Origin of the sequence: Pedobacter caeni (genome assembly GCF_900129215.1) — a bacterium.
Taxonomy (GTDB): domain Bacteria; phylum Bacteroidota; class Bacteroidia; order Sphingobacteriales; family Sphingobacteriaceae; genus Pedobacter; species Pedobacter caeni.
Genome location: NZ_FQUQ01000003.1, coordinates 904271 through 921007, shown reverse-complemented (window position 1 = coordinate 921007; position 16737 = coordinate 904271). Strand labels below are relative to the sequence as shown.

The following is a 16737-nucleotide window of genomic DNA, read 5'->3' as shown; positions in this document are numbered from 1 at the left end:
TTTCAGTTCTCCCTCTAATCCCAACACATAATTTTACACCTAACGGACCACAGGAACAGGGGCCGGGGATTTGTGTTCCTGAGAAACTAATTTGGAAGTATCGTAACCCTTTTTACGACAGCGTTCTATGATTTCCGCCAGCAATTCTTCTGCCAGGTTCGGTTTTCTTGCCATAATAAAAAGGTATTTAAATTTCGGATGGCCAACGACAACATAAGAATAGTCATCGGCAAGCTCAATCACCCAGTAATCGGATTTTAATGGCCAGATGAACTGTGCTTTGAACCTCGCATTGCGGCTCCCTCTGATCACAAAAAGCTTGGAACGGAAGTACTTCTGCTTGTCCTGTCCCAACACCTTATATCCTGTAAAAACAGCATAGTAACCATCCGGATGGATCACATAAGTTTCCACCGTTTGACGCCAGTGCTTGTCCATGAAAGTAGGTATGGAATATAAAGAATACCACTTTCCGGCATACGACATGATATCAACTTTTTCTACCGGTACATTATCCATAACAGGGTCCATCATTTTACGACTATTAAGCAAATGTAAATTCTTTATCATAAAACCAGCAAGGTTGAAGAAAGTTTTAAAAAGCGTTTTTTAAACTGACCTAAATTTCTAACTTCGGCATGAGGCATTCCCTGTTAAGGTTTGCTTCGTATATTAATTGTTTCCTAAATTTATAGTCGTATATCGCCATTTCAAAACAATAAATTTAAACCAGGAGAAAAACCTTTAAAAATAAAATTAGATTCATTATGAAAATAACGGTTGTAGGTGCCGGCGCAGTAGGCGCCACTTGTGCAGATAATATTGCCAGAAAAGAATTAGCAGAAGAGCTCGTTTTATTAGACATCAAAGAAGGTTTTGCAGAAGGCAAAGCAATTGACATGATGCAAACCGCCACTTTGTTGGGCTTTGATACAAAAATTACCGGTGTAACCAATGATTACAGCAAAACCGCAGGTTCTGCTGTAGCAGTCATCACTTCGGGACTTCCACGTAAACCGGGGATGACCCGTGAAGAACTGATCGGGATCAATGCAGGAATCGTAAAAGGTGTGGCAGAAAATATTTTGAAATTTTCTCCTGATGCCATCATCATCGTGATCAGTAACCCAATGGATACCATGACTTACCTGGCTTTAAAATCCCTGGGATTACCTAAAAACAGAATCATAGGAATGGGTGGAACATTAGACAGTGCCCGTTTCAAATATTATTTAAGTGTTGCATTAAACTGCAATTCCAATGATTTACAAGGCTTTGTAATCGGTGGCCATGGTGATACCACCATGATCCCTTTAACGCGCTACGCAACTTACCAGAGCTTACCAGTAAGCAATCTGCTGGATAAAGCAACCCTTGATAAAGTAGCCGCTGATACAATGGTGGGTGGAGCCACCTTAACAGGTCTTTTAGGTACCTCCGCATGGTACGCACCAGGTGCTGCAGGAGCCGCTTTAGTAGAAAGTATTGTCCGCGATGAGAAAAAATTATTCACCTGCTGTGTAGCCCTTGATGGAGAATACGGACAAAAAGACATTTGTCTGGGTGTTCCTGTAATCGTTGGACGTAACGGATGGGAAAAAGTAATCGATTACAAATTAAATGATGAAGAACAAGCTTCATTTAATAAAAGTGCTGATGCAGTACGTGCCATGAACAGCGTATTGCATGATATGAAACTAGTTTAGATTGAATGAGAACCATTTCTGTTCCTTTAACCTTGATAAATTTACAAGATGATGGTTTCCACCTTTTGGTGGAAATTGTCATTTTTGGAAAGAAATCTTTTGTAGTGCTGGATACAGGAGCATCCAGGTCTGTGTTTGACATGGCATTGATCAAAGCAAATATTAAGGAGCTGGAACACAGTGAAGAAACACATGCAACAACACTCTTCGCCACCTCCAGCACACTGCAGGCGACCATTCCTAAATTAAAAATCGGAAGATTGGTGATCAGTGACTATGATACTGTTGCTCTTGATTTGGATACCGTTAACCAGGCATACGAACAAATGGGTCACCCAAAAGTAATTGGGATCATTGGAAGCGATATTCTACTGAAATACAACGCCATTATCAATTACAAGAAACTAAGGGTGTTCCTTTATGCCGACTAACCACTTAACCAGAACAAGACCTGGCAAAAAAATATGGTTCAACAAAGAAAGCCTGTTTCAATAAGATTTGAAACAGGCTTTCTTTATGTCAGATAAAACGTTGTTTTATTGAACGTCCCACCATACCCGTTTTAACATACTGGTATTTCTTGGTGCATTAGAATTATAACGCTGTTCACCAGAAGGATAAGGAAGTGTTCTTGGAAGCTGTCCACCTAAAGCACTTCCGGGAGGCGCAACCAAAGCTGGTAAACCGGTTCTCCTCCAATCTGTCCAAACCTCAGGACTGAGGAAGAGCGATATGTATTTTTGAGTCATGATATCTGCCAATGTGATATTTCCTGCTGTCTTTTCAATAGTAGCAGCATAAGCATCATTATTAATTGTTCTGATCAGATTTCCTCTATTTGCTGCATTATAAGCAGTAGCAGCTGCAGCTTTATCTTGTGCATTTCTCTGAAACTGACACTCTGCTTCGATAAACTTCAATTCGTCATAACTCATCAGGTAAATGCGAACGCCTTTCTCAGATCCATACAATGAACCCAAACCTTCCTCACCGTCACTATAAACAGCTAATCTCGGATCATTTGCAGCAGCCATAATGTCATAAATATGGCCCGTAAAACCAATATCTCCGGGCCGTTGATTATTGAATTGAAACCATGGACCTTGCGAAGTTACACTCGCTCCGGCAAAAAGCACTCTTGCGTTCTCACCTTGTCTAAATCCCAACGCGACCTCCGCCAGGGCTTTATCATAATAAGACTTATCTTTCTTTGCAAGATGTAAGTAAAACCTTGCTTTTAATGAATGAGCAAATCTCGCCCATTTTTCCAAATCAGACTTTTTCGCATCCTCATCATAAAACAGCAGGTCTTCTGACCCAGGCTGGAACGGACTTCCATCAGACTGACTGAGGCTGGTAATAGCATTATTCAGCAACAACTCCAAAGCAGTGTAAATCTGCTCTTGAGTATCATATTTGGGTTGCAGATTAGGAGCGCCTTTAAAGGCCTCTGAGTAAGGAACATCACCCCACAAATCTGTGGTAAGTCCAAGATTAAAGGCCATTAAAATCTGCCCCAGCGCTGCATAATGTCCCTGTTTCATTTCTGTTGCAATGTTGATTAATGAATTGGCATTATTCATAATACCCCCTCCATACAATCCTGCAGTCCACATATTATCCACGTCATCTGCAGCAACAGCATACCTGCTTGCAGAAAAAGACTGATTAGCAGCACCAGTTACCTGTTGCATAAAATTCGCAGCATAACGCGAGGCGTCCCCTCCATAGGCATAACCGGTAGTTTGGATAATAGAAGGTAATAAGTTGGATGGAATTGGCTTCTTTAGCTGTGAGGGGTCATCGTTAATTCCTTCGTAGAAATATCCTTTCTTGCAGGAAGCGATTAGCGCCACTCCCAGTAATAGCATAAGGATCTTGTTTATGCTTGTTATATATATACTTTTCATGTCAAATCAATTAGATGGGTTAAAACTTAAATTTTAGGTTAAGGCCATAGCTTGTAGTACCCGGATTATTGAAATAATCAATCCCCTGGGCACTGGTTGCGCCAGTCAAACTTGTTTCCGGGTCAACACCTTTATAAGGAGTCCAGATAATGATATTTCTTGCAAATGCACCTGCGGACAAGCCTTTTACAAAGGGCATATTCCCCCCCTTACGAAGCAGTTTAGCGAAGTCATAGGACAATGAAACTTCTCTCAATTTAATATAAGAACCATCTTCAATATAGGCCTCATTTAAATAACCAAAACCACCACCGTCACCTTCGTACCAAGTTTCATCTAAAAGAACACTTTGAGAATTTCTGGGTCCGGGCCCTGCAACTTCTGTTCTATTTGGCCCTGTTCCAACGTAATGAACAAGCTCCCCAGCAGTATTAAAATGGCCGGAAACTCCTGGAAAAACCGTACTTGTATTTCTATTATTGGTAATATCGGAAGTACCTATAGAAGCGAGTGAACCTCTTGTTCCGTTCCATATGTCTCCTTTAAATTTCCAATCCAATAAAGTATACAACGACACCCCTTTATAAGTAAAGGTATTTCCAAGTCCCATTAAAAATTTAGGATTAGGATTTCCCAGATTTTTTTGGACGTTGGGATTACTCACTGGATAACCTACGTTGTCCCGATCGTCAATCACCATATTTCCCTCCCCATCTCTGGTATAGCCATTACCATAAATAACTCCTGCAGGCATATTTGGCAAGTGGGCAATTACAGTTCCGGTAAACCCGTTTAAAGTAATCTGATTAGTACCAGGAGCTAAAGATAAAACTTTGCTTCTTGTTAGCCCGAAATTGAAAAATGCATTCCATTGAAAATCTGTGTTTTTTATAGGGGTACCGGTTAGTTGCAACTCAATACCTCTGTTTCGGATCGATCCTGAGTTCAAAGTAATTGCCTGATAACCCGAAGAACCTGCAATCGGCGCCTGAACAATCAAATCTTTTCCAGTACTGGTATAGACAGTCAGATCAATCCCCAATCTGTTTTTGAAGAACTGTACCTGAGCGCCAAGTTCATAAGCCGTCGTTTTTTCTGGGGTCAATTTTTCATTTCCAAGAACATTGCTCAGACCATAACCAGCTAGCCCTTGGTTAGGAAAGGAGATTCCACTGGTATAACCATCAGCAAAAGTTGTAGGCACATAATAAGATCTGGTCAAAAATGCCCCTGGATCCTTACCTACCTGGGCTACAGATCCTCTGATTTTAGCAAAACTGATGACCTCGCTTTCTTTCAATCCTTTCAACTCTGAAACCACAAAACTCAGACTTGCAGAAGGGTAAAAGAAAGAGTTCTTACCTTTTGGCAAGGTAGACGTCCAGTCATTTCTTCCCGTAGTTTCCAGAAATAGCATGTTATCATACTCCAAATTCAAAGCATAGTAAAATCCTATCTTTCTGTAAGGAGTAACAAAATTTGCAGATTTTATCGCACTGGCATTATATATATTATCAAAGCCCGGTGCAACTAAGCCATCTCCCTGAGTGTAAAGCTCATCCATCTTCCTGCCGTAAAGGTTATTACCAATTTTACCATCGAAACGAAATTTCTCAGAGATTTGCTTGGTATAGCCCAATATTAAATCAGAATTCAAACTTCTATAGGTATAACGATCGTCAAAAATCCTTCCGCCAGTGTAAGCACTTGATTGCAGTTCATAATATTGGTGACGATTGTCATTATAAGTATCAAGACCAATTCGATACATAGCATTGAATCCATTTTTCAAAGCATAGTCAAACTGTAAGTTCCCCAAAAGTCTATTCAGATAGGTTTTATACGGGTTTTTATTAATAGTCCAGTAAGGATTGTCATAGTTTGCCTTTTTACCATCATAACGATAGGCCCTCTGCAAACCATTTGAAAGCAAAAAGGCAGATGGATCATCAGCCTTTGAAGCACCATTGGAATTATCAAATGAGATTGGGGTTCTGCTTAGGCCCAACATGATTCCGGAAGTATTGCTCCCTTGTTGAGGCATATTTCCATCACTTGTTACATAAGTAATATTACTTGAGACTTTCAACTTCTCGGATAATTTCAATGTCCCGGCGAATGAAACAGAAGTTCTTTGGAAGTTTTGTAACTGAACAATCGAATTTGAATAGGAGTTACTAACAGAAGCCCGGTAAGTCGACACCTCATTCCCTCCGGAAAGTGCTAATGAGTTACTAAAAGTAGAGCCAGTTCTCCAAAAATCCTTTAGATTATTATAAGGTACAAAAGGAATTTTTGCTTTCGGATCATTAGCCATAACCAAATCCCCATGACGATCAAATTCATTTGGCACACCCGTCCAGGCGACATCATTTACATGAGGTCCCCAGGAAAATCTGGATTGATGTTCATAAGGAAGAAGTTCGCCCCCTTCTCCTTTCACCCATTGGTTCTGAAGCTTTGGCAATCTGTTCACCCGGTCAAATGAAGCTCCTGTATTAAATTCTACCTGAGTTTTCCCTACAGCTCCCTTCTTTGTAGTGATGAGAATTGCACCATTCGCGGCATCAATACCATATATCGCCGCTGCGGCAGGTCCTTTTAACACTGTAATACTCTCGATATCATTAGGATCCACATCAGCACCACGGTTTGAATTTGTAGCTCCCTGTAACAGGTTATTTTTCCCATCTGAGGGATCTCCTGAAAAATTTTGCGAATTATCTATTGGATTTCCATCAATTACAAAGAGTGGCTGATTGTTTCCAGTCAAACTGTTCTGACCTCTCAACTGAATATAACTCGCGGCTCCGGGAGTACCAGAAGAAGAGGTCACCTGTACGCCGGCAATCTTTCCTGAGAGTGATTTTAAAACGTCTCCCTGATCAGCCTTTGTAAGGTCATCCCCTTTTACGCTCTGCGCCGAATAACCCAAAGCTTTTGTCTCTCTTTTAATACCCAACGCAGTTACAACCACCTCTGTTAAGGTCTTTGTATCCTGAGCAAGAACTGCGTTGACGGTATTTGAGCTTCCTATCTGAATAATCTGAGTGACATACCCCAGATAAGAAAACTCTAAAGAGGTTGCGGAGCTCGGCACCACAAGGGTATACTTGCCATCTGAGGATGTTTGCGTGCCTTTTTGTGTTCCCTGGACTTTAACGGAGGCTCCAGGAATTGACATCCCATCCTCCTTTCCGGTTACTGCACCGGAAATTGTTCTGTCTTGTGCATTTGCAGTACCTGCATAAAGTGCAAAAAGAAGAAAAATCAGTATAATTTTTTTCATAAAAAATAGGTTGTTATGATGATTAACGATATACTGAAGTTACCTATTTTTAAAGGCTGTCCTATCTAAAATATGACATTCAAAATACTAAATGACATTTTAATGACACAAAAACATACGTTAATTATGATTTCAACCAATATTTCATAATAAAATTTCATCAAAAATATTATATCAAAATAATATTCCGAATTAAAAAAAGAGAGAATGGACCTACAAAGGAAACCGTAAAATTCACATTTCGCCAAAATATAGCCTCCTATGATAAAATAAAAGCACAACACTACAAAAAGATGTTAAAAAAGACCAAGAGCACTCCGCTGCCTTTCCAGATAAAGAATAAGGAGATTCCGCTCGGTTTAAGCTGAGATGTGGATGTCAACAATATTTTTTATTGGATTCTAGAAGAAATTATAGTGATAAAAAATAACCTAATAATTTTCCATAAAAAAAGGAGTGATCTTTCGACCACTCCTTTCCATCAGGATCGTTTCAATTAAGCGTCGATCTTAGCATATTTTGCATTTCTTTCAATGAAGTCTCTTCTTGGACCAACCTCATCACCCATTAACATGGAGAAAGTATGGTCACATTCTGCTGCATTTTCAATTGTTGCCTGTAATAAAGTACGTGTCGAAGGATTAAGGGTAGTATCCCATAACTGCTCCGCGTTCATCTCTCCAAGACCTTTATAGCGCTGGATATGCACACTTTCTTCTTTACCTGCACCTTTTAAACGTTGCACGGCTGCATCACGTTGCTGATCATTCCAGCAATATTCGAAATCTTTACCTTTTTTAACCTGATACAAAGGCGGCGCTGCAATATAAACATAACCCGCTTCGATCAGTGATTTCATATACCTGAAGAAGAAAGTCAGGATCAAGGTCGTGATGTGGGATCCATCGATATCCGCATCCGTCATGATCACCACCTTGTGGTAACGCAGCTTCGTTAAATTTAAAGCTTTATCATCTTCCGGTGTTCCTATACTTACACCAAGCGCTGTAAACATATTCTTAATCTCGTCGTTCTCATAGATCTTATGTTCCATTGCTTTTTCCACGTTCAGAATCTTACCTTTCAAAGGAAGGATAGCCTGGAAATTACGGTCCCTGCCTTGTTTGGCAGTTCCACCCGCGGAGTCTCCCTCCACCAGGTATATCTCACATTTTTCCGGATCGCTATCAGAACAATCGGCAAGTTTTCCCGGAAGGCCTGAACCACCCATTACACTCTTACGTTGAACCATCTCACGAGCCTTACGAGCAGCAGCGCGGGCCGTAGCAGCAAGAATCACCTTATTTACAATCAGCTTTGCTTCTCTTGGATATTCTTCCAGATAGTTACTTAACGCTTCACCAACGGCTACATCAACTGCACCCATTACCTCAGAGTTACCCAACTTTGTTTTCGTCTGGCCTTCAAACTGTGGTTCTTGCACTTTTACAGAAATAACCGCAGTTAAACCTTCTCTAAAGTCATCACCAGTGATCTCAAATTTCACGTTTTTAAGCAATCCTGATTTATCAGCATAAGCTTTCAATGTTCTGGTTAAACCTCTTCTGAAACCCGCAATATGTGTACCTCCCTCATGTGTATTGATGTTATTCACATAAGAGTGTACATTTTCTGCATAACTATCGTTGTATTGTAAAGCAAGCTCTACAGGAATTCCATTTTTAATTCCTTCTACATAAATCGGCTCTGCAATCAGTGAAGGACGACCTCCATCTAAAAACTGAACAAATTCTTTCAACCCACCTTCTGAATGAAAAAGTTCCGAAATCGGATTTCCTTCGTCATCAAGCTCGCGCTCATCAGTAAGGGTTAGCTTAATTCCTTTATTCAGGAAAGACAATTCCCTTAACCTGCCGGCTAAAGTATCGTAACGGTACTCTGTAGTCTGAGTAAAGATTTCCGGATCAGGAGTAAACGTAATTACCGTTCCTCTCTTATCAGTCTCTCCAACCACTTTAACATCATACTGAGGTTTCCCTTTTTCGTATTCCTGTTCCCACAATTTCCCTTCACGATGAACTTCTGCTTTTAAATGTGTTGATAATGCGTTCACGCAACTTACCCCCACACCATGCAGACCACCGGAAACTTTATAAGTGTCCTTATCAAATTTACCACCGGCGTGTAATACCGTCATTACAATTTCCAGAGCTGATTTTTGCTCTTTCTGCATAATTCCGGTTGGAATACCACGCCCGTTATCTTCAACCCTGATCGAGTTGTCTTTAAGAATATTTACATATATCGTGTCAGCATGACCTGCCAACGCCTCATCTATAGAGTTATCTACTACTTCGTAAACTAAATGATGTAATCCTTTTACTCCGGTGTCTCCTATATACATCGAAGGGCGCTTACGCACCGCTTCTAAACCTTCTAATACCTGTATATTATCTGCCGAATAATTTGACTTTGGATCCTTTTCTTCGCTCATATTTTTAATAAAACAATTAGACTCAAAGATAACCATTTTAGGGCAATTAACCGCAAATGTGGATAACTATCTACCCATAAAAGCCCTAAAAACAAGGCTAAAAATCACAGTTCTTTAGGATACTAATTTTGAAATTTTATATTTGTTGAAATTTATCCGCCAAAAATGGAGTGGACATCCTAAAAAACAAGGCTTAAACTGCCTGTAAGGATGCTGGGAACCAAAAATTAAAATAAAATATCAATTATAATCATTAGATGAAAAGATCAACATTAAAACTTGGCAGCATTGCTACTGCAGTTGCATTAGTTTCCGTAATGGCTTCTTGCCAAAACAAAGAAAACACCAGTACACCTGCTACCAAATCTGAGTCGGCCACGGTGACAAGCGCAGAGAAAATCGTCTATGTAAATTCTGATTCCCTTTTAACAAAATATCAGTATTTCAAAGACTTAAAAACTAAACTTGATGCAAAGTCAAAAACAGCTCAAACGGATCTTGCTTCTAAACAACAGGCTTTCCAGCGTGAAGTAGCCCAGTATCAGCAACAACAAAGTACTTTACCTGCAGATCAACGCGCATCTACTGAAGAAAGATTAGCACGTAAACAACAGGAATTACAAGCTTATTCTCAAAATGCAGGTGCTGCACTTCAAAATGAGCAGGCTTCTGAGAATGAAAAACTATATGACAAAGTTGCGGAATACCTGAAAACTTATGCAAAAGGAAAAGGTTTCAAAATGGTATTGACTTACTCTAAAGGTAACAGTGCAATCCTTTTCGCAGATGAGTCTTTAGATGTAACCAGCGAAGTGATCGTAGGATTAAACGAAGCTTATACAAAAGATAAAAAATAATTCCTTCTTTTAAGAAGAGAAATGCCCTGGTTATTCGGGGCATTTTTTTTGCGCTATAAAATTGGCTAAAGCAATGCCCTGTCCGTAAAGCAGGCAGATAAAACAACAGAAATCAATAAAAAGTACAGTTATGCCGGTAAAAGAAAGCAACCCACACAATAAATTCATGAAACTTGCCATCAGTCTTTCAGAGAAAAATGTAACTGAAGGACTTGGAGGCCCCTTTGGTGCTGTAATTGTAAAAGATGGCAAAATCATCGCCAAAAGCGGCAATAAAGTAACAACCACCAACGACCCGACGGCTCATGCAGAAGTAGCTGCAATCCGTTTAGCCTGCAAAAAACTAAAAACGTTCGATCTGAGCGGATGCCTGGTTTACACCAGTTGTGAACCTTGTCCGATGTGCCTCAGTGCCATTTATTGGGCAAGAATTGACACCATCTATTATGCCAACACCAAAGTAGATGCTGCCAATATCGGCTTCGACGACAAGTTCATTTACGATGAAATTGAAAAGCCAATGTCGAAACGTAGCTTACCCATCCATCAGATGATGAGAAATGAAGCACAACAGGCCTTCCGGCTCTGGGAAAAATCCCCATTGAAAACAGACTATTAACCATGGACAAACATCAGGAAAATATCAGGATAGAACTTCATTTCTGGAAAAAGGAAATGATGGAGAAGCCATCTCTTTTGAATAAACTCACCAACAACATTCAAAAGAAAATCAACAGTTATATTCCTGAAAAGGTACATACTGCAATTACCGTGACGATCAAGAAAATGGTCCAGGCTGTGCTCTATGGCTCCACGTATACCACCTCTACTGTCCCTCCTTTGGAAACGAGTCTGATCCACAGAGAGGCGCTGGTGAAACAAAAAATCGATAGTTATTGTAAAACCGGAGCCGCAGAAGGAGGAATTACCGGTGCTGGTGGTTTCCTCATGAGCATGGCTGATTTCCCGGTATTGATTGGCATAAAGATGAAAATGCTTTTTGAAATTGCAGCCCTTTATGGCTTTGATGTTAAAGATTACCGGGAACGCCTGTACATTCTCTACATCTTTCAGTTAGCTTTTTCCAGTCAGCATGGCCGCACTAAAATTTTCATGCATATGGAAAACTGGGACCAGAAACTCCATATCCTTCCGGAAAATTCCGAAAGCTTTGACTGGAAGACCTTTCAGCAGGAATACCGGGATTATATTGACCTCGCCAAAATGGCGCAACTCCTACCCGTTGTTGGGGCAGCTGTGGGAGCCGTAGCCAATTATCAATTGATAAAAAAACTCGGCAAAACAGCCATGCAGGCTTATAGAATGAGACTGGTTGATCAATCCTGATTTATTCCTCCTCCTTAAAAAGATCATCCGTAAGGGCATCGGTCTCCCTGCGATCTTTCTTTGTCGGTCTTCCTGTTCCACGGTCCCTTTTCAGCGTAGGAGCATGAAACATGCTTTTAAAGCCATAAGTTTCTTCTTCCGGAGTGATGTCTTTATACTTCGTCACCGCAATTTTTGCCTCTACCCTATTGTATAAAAGCTCTACCACTTCAATCACTTTCTTCTCTATTCCCTTGGATACCTGGTACACATCCCCAGGTTTAACGACTGCTGATGCTTTCAGATTCTGACCATTAAACTTAATCCGACCGGCCTTGCAAGCCTCTGTCGCCAAGCTCCTGGTTTTAAATAATCTGATCGCCCATAAGTACTTATCTATCCGTAATTTTTCCTGCTCTGCCATAAAAAATCAAAAATACATTATAGAAAACAATGGTCTATACATAAAATTGATTTATTTTGTCAAAAAATAACTTACAACATGATAGCACAATTAAAAAAGTTAGTAGAGGCCGCTTGGGAAGACAGAACTTTATTAGAATATAGTGAATATTGCGAAGCAATAGAAACGGTGATTATGCAGTTAGATAAAGGTGAAATGCGCGTTGCTGAGCCGGTACTTAACTCATGGGGAGTGAATGAGTGGATCAAAAAGGCAGTAATCCTTTATTTTCCAATCAGAGAGATGAAAGAAATTGAAGTTGGTCCTTTTGTGTTTCATGATAAAATGAAATTGAAAACCAATTATAAAGAATTAGGTGTGAGGGTTGTTCCTCATGGTATCGCACGTTATGGCGCTTATTTAGCTAAAGGTGTGATCATGATGCCTTCTTATGTAAATATTGGTGCTTATGTAGACGAAGGTACAATGGTCGATACCTGGGCTACTGTAGGTTCATGTGCACAAATCGGAAAACATGTTCACTTAAGTGGTGGTGTAGGTATTGGTGGTGTTTTAGAACCGATTCAGGCTGCTCCGGTAATCATCGAAGACAATTGTTTCCTTGGTTCCAGAGCAATCGTTGTGGAAGGTGTACGTGTAGAGAGAGAAGCAGTTCTTGGTGCAAACGTAGTATTGACTGCCTCTACAAAAATCATCGATGTAACAGGAAGCACTCCGGTAGAATACAAAGGGATTGTTCCTGCACGTTCAGTGGTAATTCCTGGTAGCTATGCGAAGAAATTCCCTGCAGGAGAATTCCAGGTTCCATGTGCATTGATTATTGGTCAACGTAAAGAATCTACAGATAAAAAGACTTCCCTTAATGATGCATTAAGAGAAAACAATGTAGCGGTATAATATAATGAAGATTGGTTTTGACGGAAAAAGAGCAACAAACAACTTAACAGGACTGGGAAATTACAGCAGATCATTAATTGCTCAGCTCGCTGAATTTTTCCCTCAAAACCAATACTTTGTATACAGCCCCAAAATAAAAGAACATCCACAAATCAGGCATTTCTTAAATCTAAGGGGCATCCAGGCTGAGCTTCCTGATCAACCCGGACTACTCTGGAGAACCTCAGGAATAAAAAAGCAGTTATCAAAAGACAATATTGAACTTTTTCATGGCTTAAGTCATGAAATCCCCTTAGGCATCCAAAATTCGGGTATCCGCAGTATGGTGACCATCCATGACCTGATCTTTTTGAGGTTCCCAAAGTATTTTGGACGGATCGATAGGTTCATATATAAACTAAAAGCCCGCTACTCCTGCAAACATGCAGACAAAATAGTGGCCATCAGTGAATGTACAAAAAGAGACATCATTGAGTTTTTCCATACTGATCCTGATAAGATTGAAGTCATCTACCAGAGCTGCGATGATAGCTTTAAGTCTCCATCATCAGAAAAAGTAAAACAGGATACAAGAACCAGAAATAATCTACCTCCCAAATACATTCTGAATGTCGGAACGATAGAAACCCGGAAAAACCTGCTGACTTTAGTTAAAGCATTGCCGGAGATTGATCCGGATTACCAACTTGTGGTGGTTGGAAAAAGAACCGCTTATACCGAACTGGTGTATAAAGAAATCGATCGCCTTGGCTTAAAAGACAGGGTACATTTCCTTCAAAATGTGCCATTTGATGAGCTTCCTTCTATCTACCAGATGGCAAGTGCATTTATATACCCATCCATATATGAAGGTTTTGGGATCCCGATTATAGAAGCATTATACTCCGGCGTTCCAGTGATCGCGGCAACGGGTTCCTGTCTGGAAGAGGCAGGTGGTGAAAACAGCCTGTATGTAGCGCCATTTGACCATGCCACTTTAGCTACCGCCATTAATGGCGTACTGAACGATCCCACCCTTGCTGAACAAATGAAAATAAAGGGACTGGAATACGTTCAAAAATTCGATACCCGGGTCATCGCCGAAGACCTGATGAAAGTGTACACCCAGGTGCTTTCCAGTCACCAGAAATAACAGTTTTATGCTTAGAACAGAAATTGAAAAAGCCCTTAATATTTTAAAAGATGGGGGGGTTATCCTTTATCCAACCGATACCGTTTGGGGATTAGGATGCGATGCGACCAATGAGGCCGCTGTAGAGAAGATTAATGCGATTAAAAACCGTTCTGCTGATAAAAGCTTTATCATCCTGTTGGATAACGATTCCAAATTGCAAAGTTATGTAACGGAAATCCCGGATGTGGCTTACGACCTGATCGAGTACGCAGAAAATCCATTGACAATTATCTTTTCAGGTGCAAAGAATCTGGCAAAGAATGTCATCAATGAAGATGGAAGTGTAGGCATCAGGATTGTAAAACACGACTTTTGTCAACAGCTTATTCAAAGGTTCAGAAAGCCCATTACTTCTACCTCTGCCAATAAATCAGGATCTCCTTCTCCCCTTATATTTGACGAAATTGAAGAAGAAATCAAAGCCGCTGTAGATTACATAGTAGATTGGGAACAAGAGCTTCAAAGCCCTAAAAAACCTTCCACCATAATGAAATTAGCGCCCGGAGGGCAATTTTCCTTTATTAGAAAGTAAGTTTTATTACTTTTGTAACTCATTAATGGAAAAACATTTACAACAGTCAGTATTTAAAGTCCTTGCCGATATTGCTCAAACACATCAGATTGAAGCATACGTGATAGGTGGGTATGTGCGCGATATTTTTTTAAAAAGACCTTCTAAAGACATTGATATTGTGGTATTGGGAAATGGCATTGACTTCGCTGAGTTAGCAGGTAAAGCGCTAAAAACCAAGGTTGCAGTATTCAAAAACTTTGGTACTGCCATGTTAAAAACCAAAGATCTGGAGATCGAATTTGTAGGAGCAAGAAAAGAATCTTACCGCTCAGATTCCCGTAAACCAATTGTAGAAAACGGAACCATTCAGGATGACCAGCTGAGAAGGGATTTTACCATCAATGCCCTCGCTATCTCCCTGAATAAAGAAAATTACGGACAACTGGTAGACCCTTTCGGCGGCACCACGGACATGGAAAATAAACTCATTAAAACTCCCCTTGATCCTGAAATCACTTTTTCAGATGATCCATTGAGGATGATGAGGGCGATTCGCTTTGCAACCCAACTGGATTTCAGCATCGACGAAAATGCCATCAATGCCATTAAGAAGCAAAAAGAAAGAATTTCGATTGTCTCTAAAGAGCGCATCACTGATGAGCTCAATAAGATCATTCTTTCCAAAGTGCCATCCATAGGTTTTAAATATTTGTTTGACACGGGGCTTTTACAGCTTATCTTTCCGCAGATGGCCAACCTTTATGGCGTGGATTTCATCAATGGGAAAGGACATAAAGACAATTTTTACCATACTTTACAAGTATTGGACAATATTTGTCTGGCAACAGACGATCTTTGGCTCCGTTGGGCAGCCATTCTTCATGACATCGCCAAACCGGCAACAAAACGTTTTGAAGAAGGTCATGGCTGGACTTTCCATGGACACGAAGATAAAGGCGCAAGGATGGTGCCCCAGATCTTTAACCAGCTGAAACTTCCCCTGAACGAGAAAATGAAATTGGTGCAAAAGCTGGTTCAACTCCACCTTCGCCCGATTGTCCTGGCTCAGGAAGTGGTCACGGACTCTGCAGTTAGAAGGCTGTTATTCGATGCAGGAGAAGATATTGAAAGTCTGATGATGCTCTGCAATGCGGATGTCACAACCAAAAACGAGTACAAAGTAAAAAAGTACCGCAATAACTTTGAACTGGTAAAACAGAAACTCAAAGATGTTGAAGAACGTGATAAGATCAGAAACTGGCAACCTCCGATTACCGGTAATGACATCATGGAGATCTTCGGTCTGGGGGCAGGCAAAGAAGTAGGACTGATCAAAAATGCCATCCGGGAAGCAATCCTGGAAGGCGAAATAACAAATACCTACGAAGAAGCGTTACAGTTCATGCTAAAGAAAGCCAAAGAATTTGGTCTTCTGCCTGTAAAGCACTGATACACCCCAAAGGCACGAACACAAATTATAGATAATATTTTTTAATTTTATAGCTAGAAAAAAAGCTCAGATGGCAATTTATAGATTTAGAATAAGTTTTGAAGATTTCGATGAAGTAGTAAGGGAAATCGATATAAAATCAAACCAGACATTTGAAGATTTACATCGTGCAGTACATCGCTCAACAGGATATTCTGCTGAAAAATCTTCTTCCTTTTATGTGAGTACTGATCACTGGATCAAAGGGGATGAAATTGCTTACCTGCCTACCCAACGTAAAACCGACAGAGGGGTTACCTTAATGGAAAAGGCTAAACTGAGCAGTTTTATTGAAGATCCACATCAGAAATTTTATTATATCTACAACTTTGATCGTCCCTTCGACTTTCACGTAGAACTCATCAAGATCATTCTGGAAACCGATCCTAATCTCGAATACCCTGTATTGGTTAAAAGTACCGGAGAAGCGCCTAAAATCATCGACAAGGATAATTTTGGTGCCGTTGCTGTATCCTCTACCCCTGAATCAACAGAATTTGATTTTCTGAATGAGATGGACTTTGTTCCTGAAGATACAGAAGAGATTGAAGCAATGGGCGGAAGAGGCATCAATACAGAAGAAAAAACGATTGATGATGATGCCGAAGAAGATTCAGATGATTCGGATGAATTTGGAAGTGACGATAGCTACGAAGACGAAGAGTACGACAGCAAAGAAGATTATTAGTGCCCGGA

The 16737-nt window shown here is 40.3% G+C and carries 15 protein-coding genes; 10 read left to right on the top strand and 5 right to left on the bottom strand.

The window, feature by feature from the left end; genetic code table 11:
* Nucleotides 1–39 precede the first annotated feature (39 nt).
* The gene (locus BUC20_RS18540) at nt 40–534 is read right to left on the bottom strand and encodes a lipocalin family protein (protein ID WP_234994549.1); all 495 of its coding nucleotides are present in this window, start codon (nt 532–534) and stop codon (nt 40–42) included.
* 233 nt (nt 535–767) lie between these two features.
* Between BUC20_RS18540 and mdh the strand changes: the two genes are divergently transcribed.
* A complete protein-coding gene (gene mdh / locus BUC20_RS18535; protein ID WP_073232515.1) occupies nt 768–1706 on the top strand; it encodes a malate dehydrogenase in 939 nt (312 codons plus the stop codon).
* A 32-nt stretch (nt 1707–1738) separates the two neighbouring features.
* Nucleotides 1739–2137: an aspartyl protease family protein gene (locus tag BUC20_RS18530; RefSeq protein WP_234994548.1), complete on the top strand. Its 399-nt coding sequence runs from the start codon at nt 1739–1741 to the stop codon at nt 2135–2137.
* A gap of 105 nt (nt 2138–2242) precedes the next feature.
* Here the strand turns inward: BUC20_RS18530 and BUC20_RS18525 are convergent, their stop codons facing one another.
* From BUC20_RS18525 to gyrB, 3 genes are all read right to left on the bottom strand, one after another.
* On the bottom strand, nt 2243–3577 hold the full coding sequence (locus tag BUC20_RS18525) for a SusD/RagB family nutrient-binding outer membrane lipoprotein (RefSeq protein ID WP_159441126.1): 1335 nt from the start codon (nt 3575–3577) through the stop codon (nt 2243–2245).
* Nucleotides 3578–3635: 58 nt separating this feature from the next.
* The gene (locus BUC20_RS18520; protein WP_073232512.1) at nt 3636–6905 is read right to left on the bottom strand and encodes a SusC/RagA family TonB-linked outer membrane protein; all 3270 of its coding nucleotides are present in this window, start codon (nt 6903–6905) and stop codon (nt 3636–3638) included.
* A 496-nt stretch (nt 6906–7401) separates the two neighbouring features.
* Entirely contained in the window at nt 7402–9360 is a 1959-nt protein-coding gene (gene gyrB, locus BUC20_RS18515) for a DNA topoisomerase (ATP-hydrolyzing) subunit B (RefSeq protein WP_073232511.1), read from the bottom strand.
* Between the two features lie 257 nt (nt 9361–9617).
* Here gyrB and BUC20_RS18510 point away from each other — a divergent pair, with 257 nt between their 5' ends.
* The 3 genes from BUC20_RS18510 (at nt 9618) to BUC20_RS18500 (ending at nt 11564) form a co-directional block, all read left to right on the top strand.
* A complete protein-coding gene (locus BUC20_RS18510) occupies nt 9618–10217 on the top strand; it encodes an OmpH/Skp family outer membrane protein (RefSeq protein WP_073232510.1) in 600 nt (199 codons plus the stop codon).
* A 130-nt stretch (nt 10218–10347) separates the two neighbouring features.
* Entirely contained in the window at nt 10348–10836 is a 489-nt protein-coding gene (locus BUC20_RS18505) for a nucleoside deaminase (RefSeq protein ID WP_073232509.1), read from the top strand.
* Nucleotides 10837–10838: 2 nt separating this feature from the next.
* Nucleotides 10839–11564 (top strand): EcsC family protein, encoded by a 726-nt coding sequence (locus tag BUC20_RS18500; RefSeq protein ID WP_073232508.1) that lies wholly within the window; start codon nt 10839–10841, stop codon nt 11562–11564.
* Between the two features lies 1 nt (nt 11565).
* On the opposite strand, the gene BUC20_RS18495 is transcribed toward BUC20_RS18500, so the two are convergent.
* A complete protein-coding gene (locus BUC20_RS18495; protein ID WP_073232507.1) occupies nt 11566–11967 on the bottom strand; it encodes an RNA-binding S4 domain-containing protein in 402 nt (133 codons plus the stop codon).
* Nucleotides 11968–12045: 78 nt separating this feature from the next.
* Here BUC20_RS18495 and BUC20_RS18490 point away from each other — a divergent pair, with 78 nt between their 5' ends.
* The 5 genes from BUC20_RS18490 to BUC20_RS18470 all read left to right on the top strand — a co-directional run bounded on the left by BUC20_RS18490 (nt 12046) and on the right by BUC20_RS18470 (nt 16729).
* On the top strand, nt 12046–12864 hold the full coding sequence (locus tag BUC20_RS18490; protein ID WP_073232506.1) for a 2,3,4,5-tetrahydropyridine-2,6-dicarboxylate N-succinyltransferase: 819 nt from the start codon (nt 12046–12048) through the stop codon (nt 12862–12864).
* A 4-nt stretch (nt 12865–12868) separates the two neighbouring features.
* Complete coding sequence (locus tag BUC20_RS18485; protein WP_073232505.1) at nt 12869–13996, top strand: glycosyltransferase family 4 protein; 1128 nt, start codon at nt 12869–12871, stop codon at nt 13994–13996.
* A gap of 7 nt (nt 13997–14003) precedes the next feature.
* On the top strand, nt 14004–14570 hold the full coding sequence (locus tag BUC20_RS18480) for an L-threonylcarbamoyladenylate synthase (protein ID WP_073232504.1): 567 nt from the start codon (nt 14004–14006) through the stop codon (nt 14568–14570).
* Between the two features lie 25 nt (nt 14571–14595).
* Nucleotides 14596–16002 carry a CCA tRNA nucleotidyltransferase gene (locus BUC20_RS18475; protein ID WP_073232503.1) on the top strand — a complete coding sequence of 469 codons (1407 nt, stop codon included), beginning with the start codon at nt 14596–14598 and terminating at the stop codon, nt 16000–16002.
* Between the two features lie 70 nt (nt 16003–16072).
* Nucleotides 16073–16729 carry an IS1096 element passenger TnpR family protein gene (locus tag BUC20_RS18470; RefSeq protein ID WP_073232502.1) on the top strand — a complete coding sequence of 219 codons (657 nt, stop codon included), beginning with the start codon at nt 16073–16075 and terminating at the stop codon, nt 16727–16729.
* Nucleotides 16730–16737: the final 8 nt, after the last annotated feature.

Coding starts and splice junctions, on each gene's coding strand:
- BUC20_RS18540 (WP_234994549.1), bottom strand. CDS start 534: ATGATGGACCCTGTTATGGATAATGTACCGGTAGAAAAAGTTGATATC.
- mdh (WP_073232515.1), top strand. CDS start 768: ATGAAAATAACGGTTGTAGGTGCCGGCGCAGTAGGCGCCACTTGTGCA.
- BUC20_RS18525 (WP_159441126.1), bottom strand. CDS start 3,577: ATGCTATTACTGGGAGTGGCGCTAATCGCTTCCTGCAAGAAAGGATAT.
- BUC20_RS18520 (WP_073232512.1), bottom strand. CDS start 6,905: ATGAAAAAAATTATACTGATTTTTCTTCTTTTTGCACTTTATGCAGGT.
- gyrB (WP_073232511.1), bottom strand. CDS start 9,360: ATGAGCGAAGAAAAGGATCCAAAGTCAAATTATTCGGCAGATAATATA.
- BUC20_RS18510 (WP_073232510.1), top strand. CDS start 9,618: ATGAAAAGATCAACATTAAAACTTGGCAGCATTGCTACTGCAGTTGCA.
- BUC20_RS18505 (WP_073232509.1), top strand. CDS start 10,348: ATGCCGGTAAAAGAAAGCAACCCACACAATAAATTCATGAAACTTGCC.
- BUC20_RS18500 (WP_073232508.1), top strand. CDS start 10,839: ATGGACAAACATCAGGAAAATATCAGGATAGAACTTCATTTCTGGAAA.
- BUC20_RS18495 (WP_073232507.1), bottom strand. CDS start 11,967: ATGGCAGAGCAGGAAAAATTACGGATAGATAAGTACTTATGGGCGATC.
- BUC20_RS18490 (WP_073232506.1), top strand. CDS start 12,046: ATGATAGCACAATTAAAAAAGTTAGTAGAGGCCGCTTGGGAAGACAGA.
- BUC20_RS18485 (WP_073232505.1), top strand. CDS start 12,869: ATGAAGATTGGTTTTGACGGAAAAAGAGCAACAAACAACTTAACAGGA.
- BUC20_RS18480 (WP_073232504.1), top strand. CDS start 14,004: ATGCTTAGAACAGAAATTGAAAAAGCCCTTAATATTTTAAAAGATGGG.
- BUC20_RS18475 (WP_073232503.1), top strand. CDS start 14,596: ATGGAAAAACATTTACAACAGTCAGTATTTAAAGTCCTTGCCGATATT.
- BUC20_RS18470 (WP_073232502.1), top strand. CDS start 16,073: ATGGCAATTTATAGATTTAGAATAAGTTTTGAAGATTTCGATGAAGTA.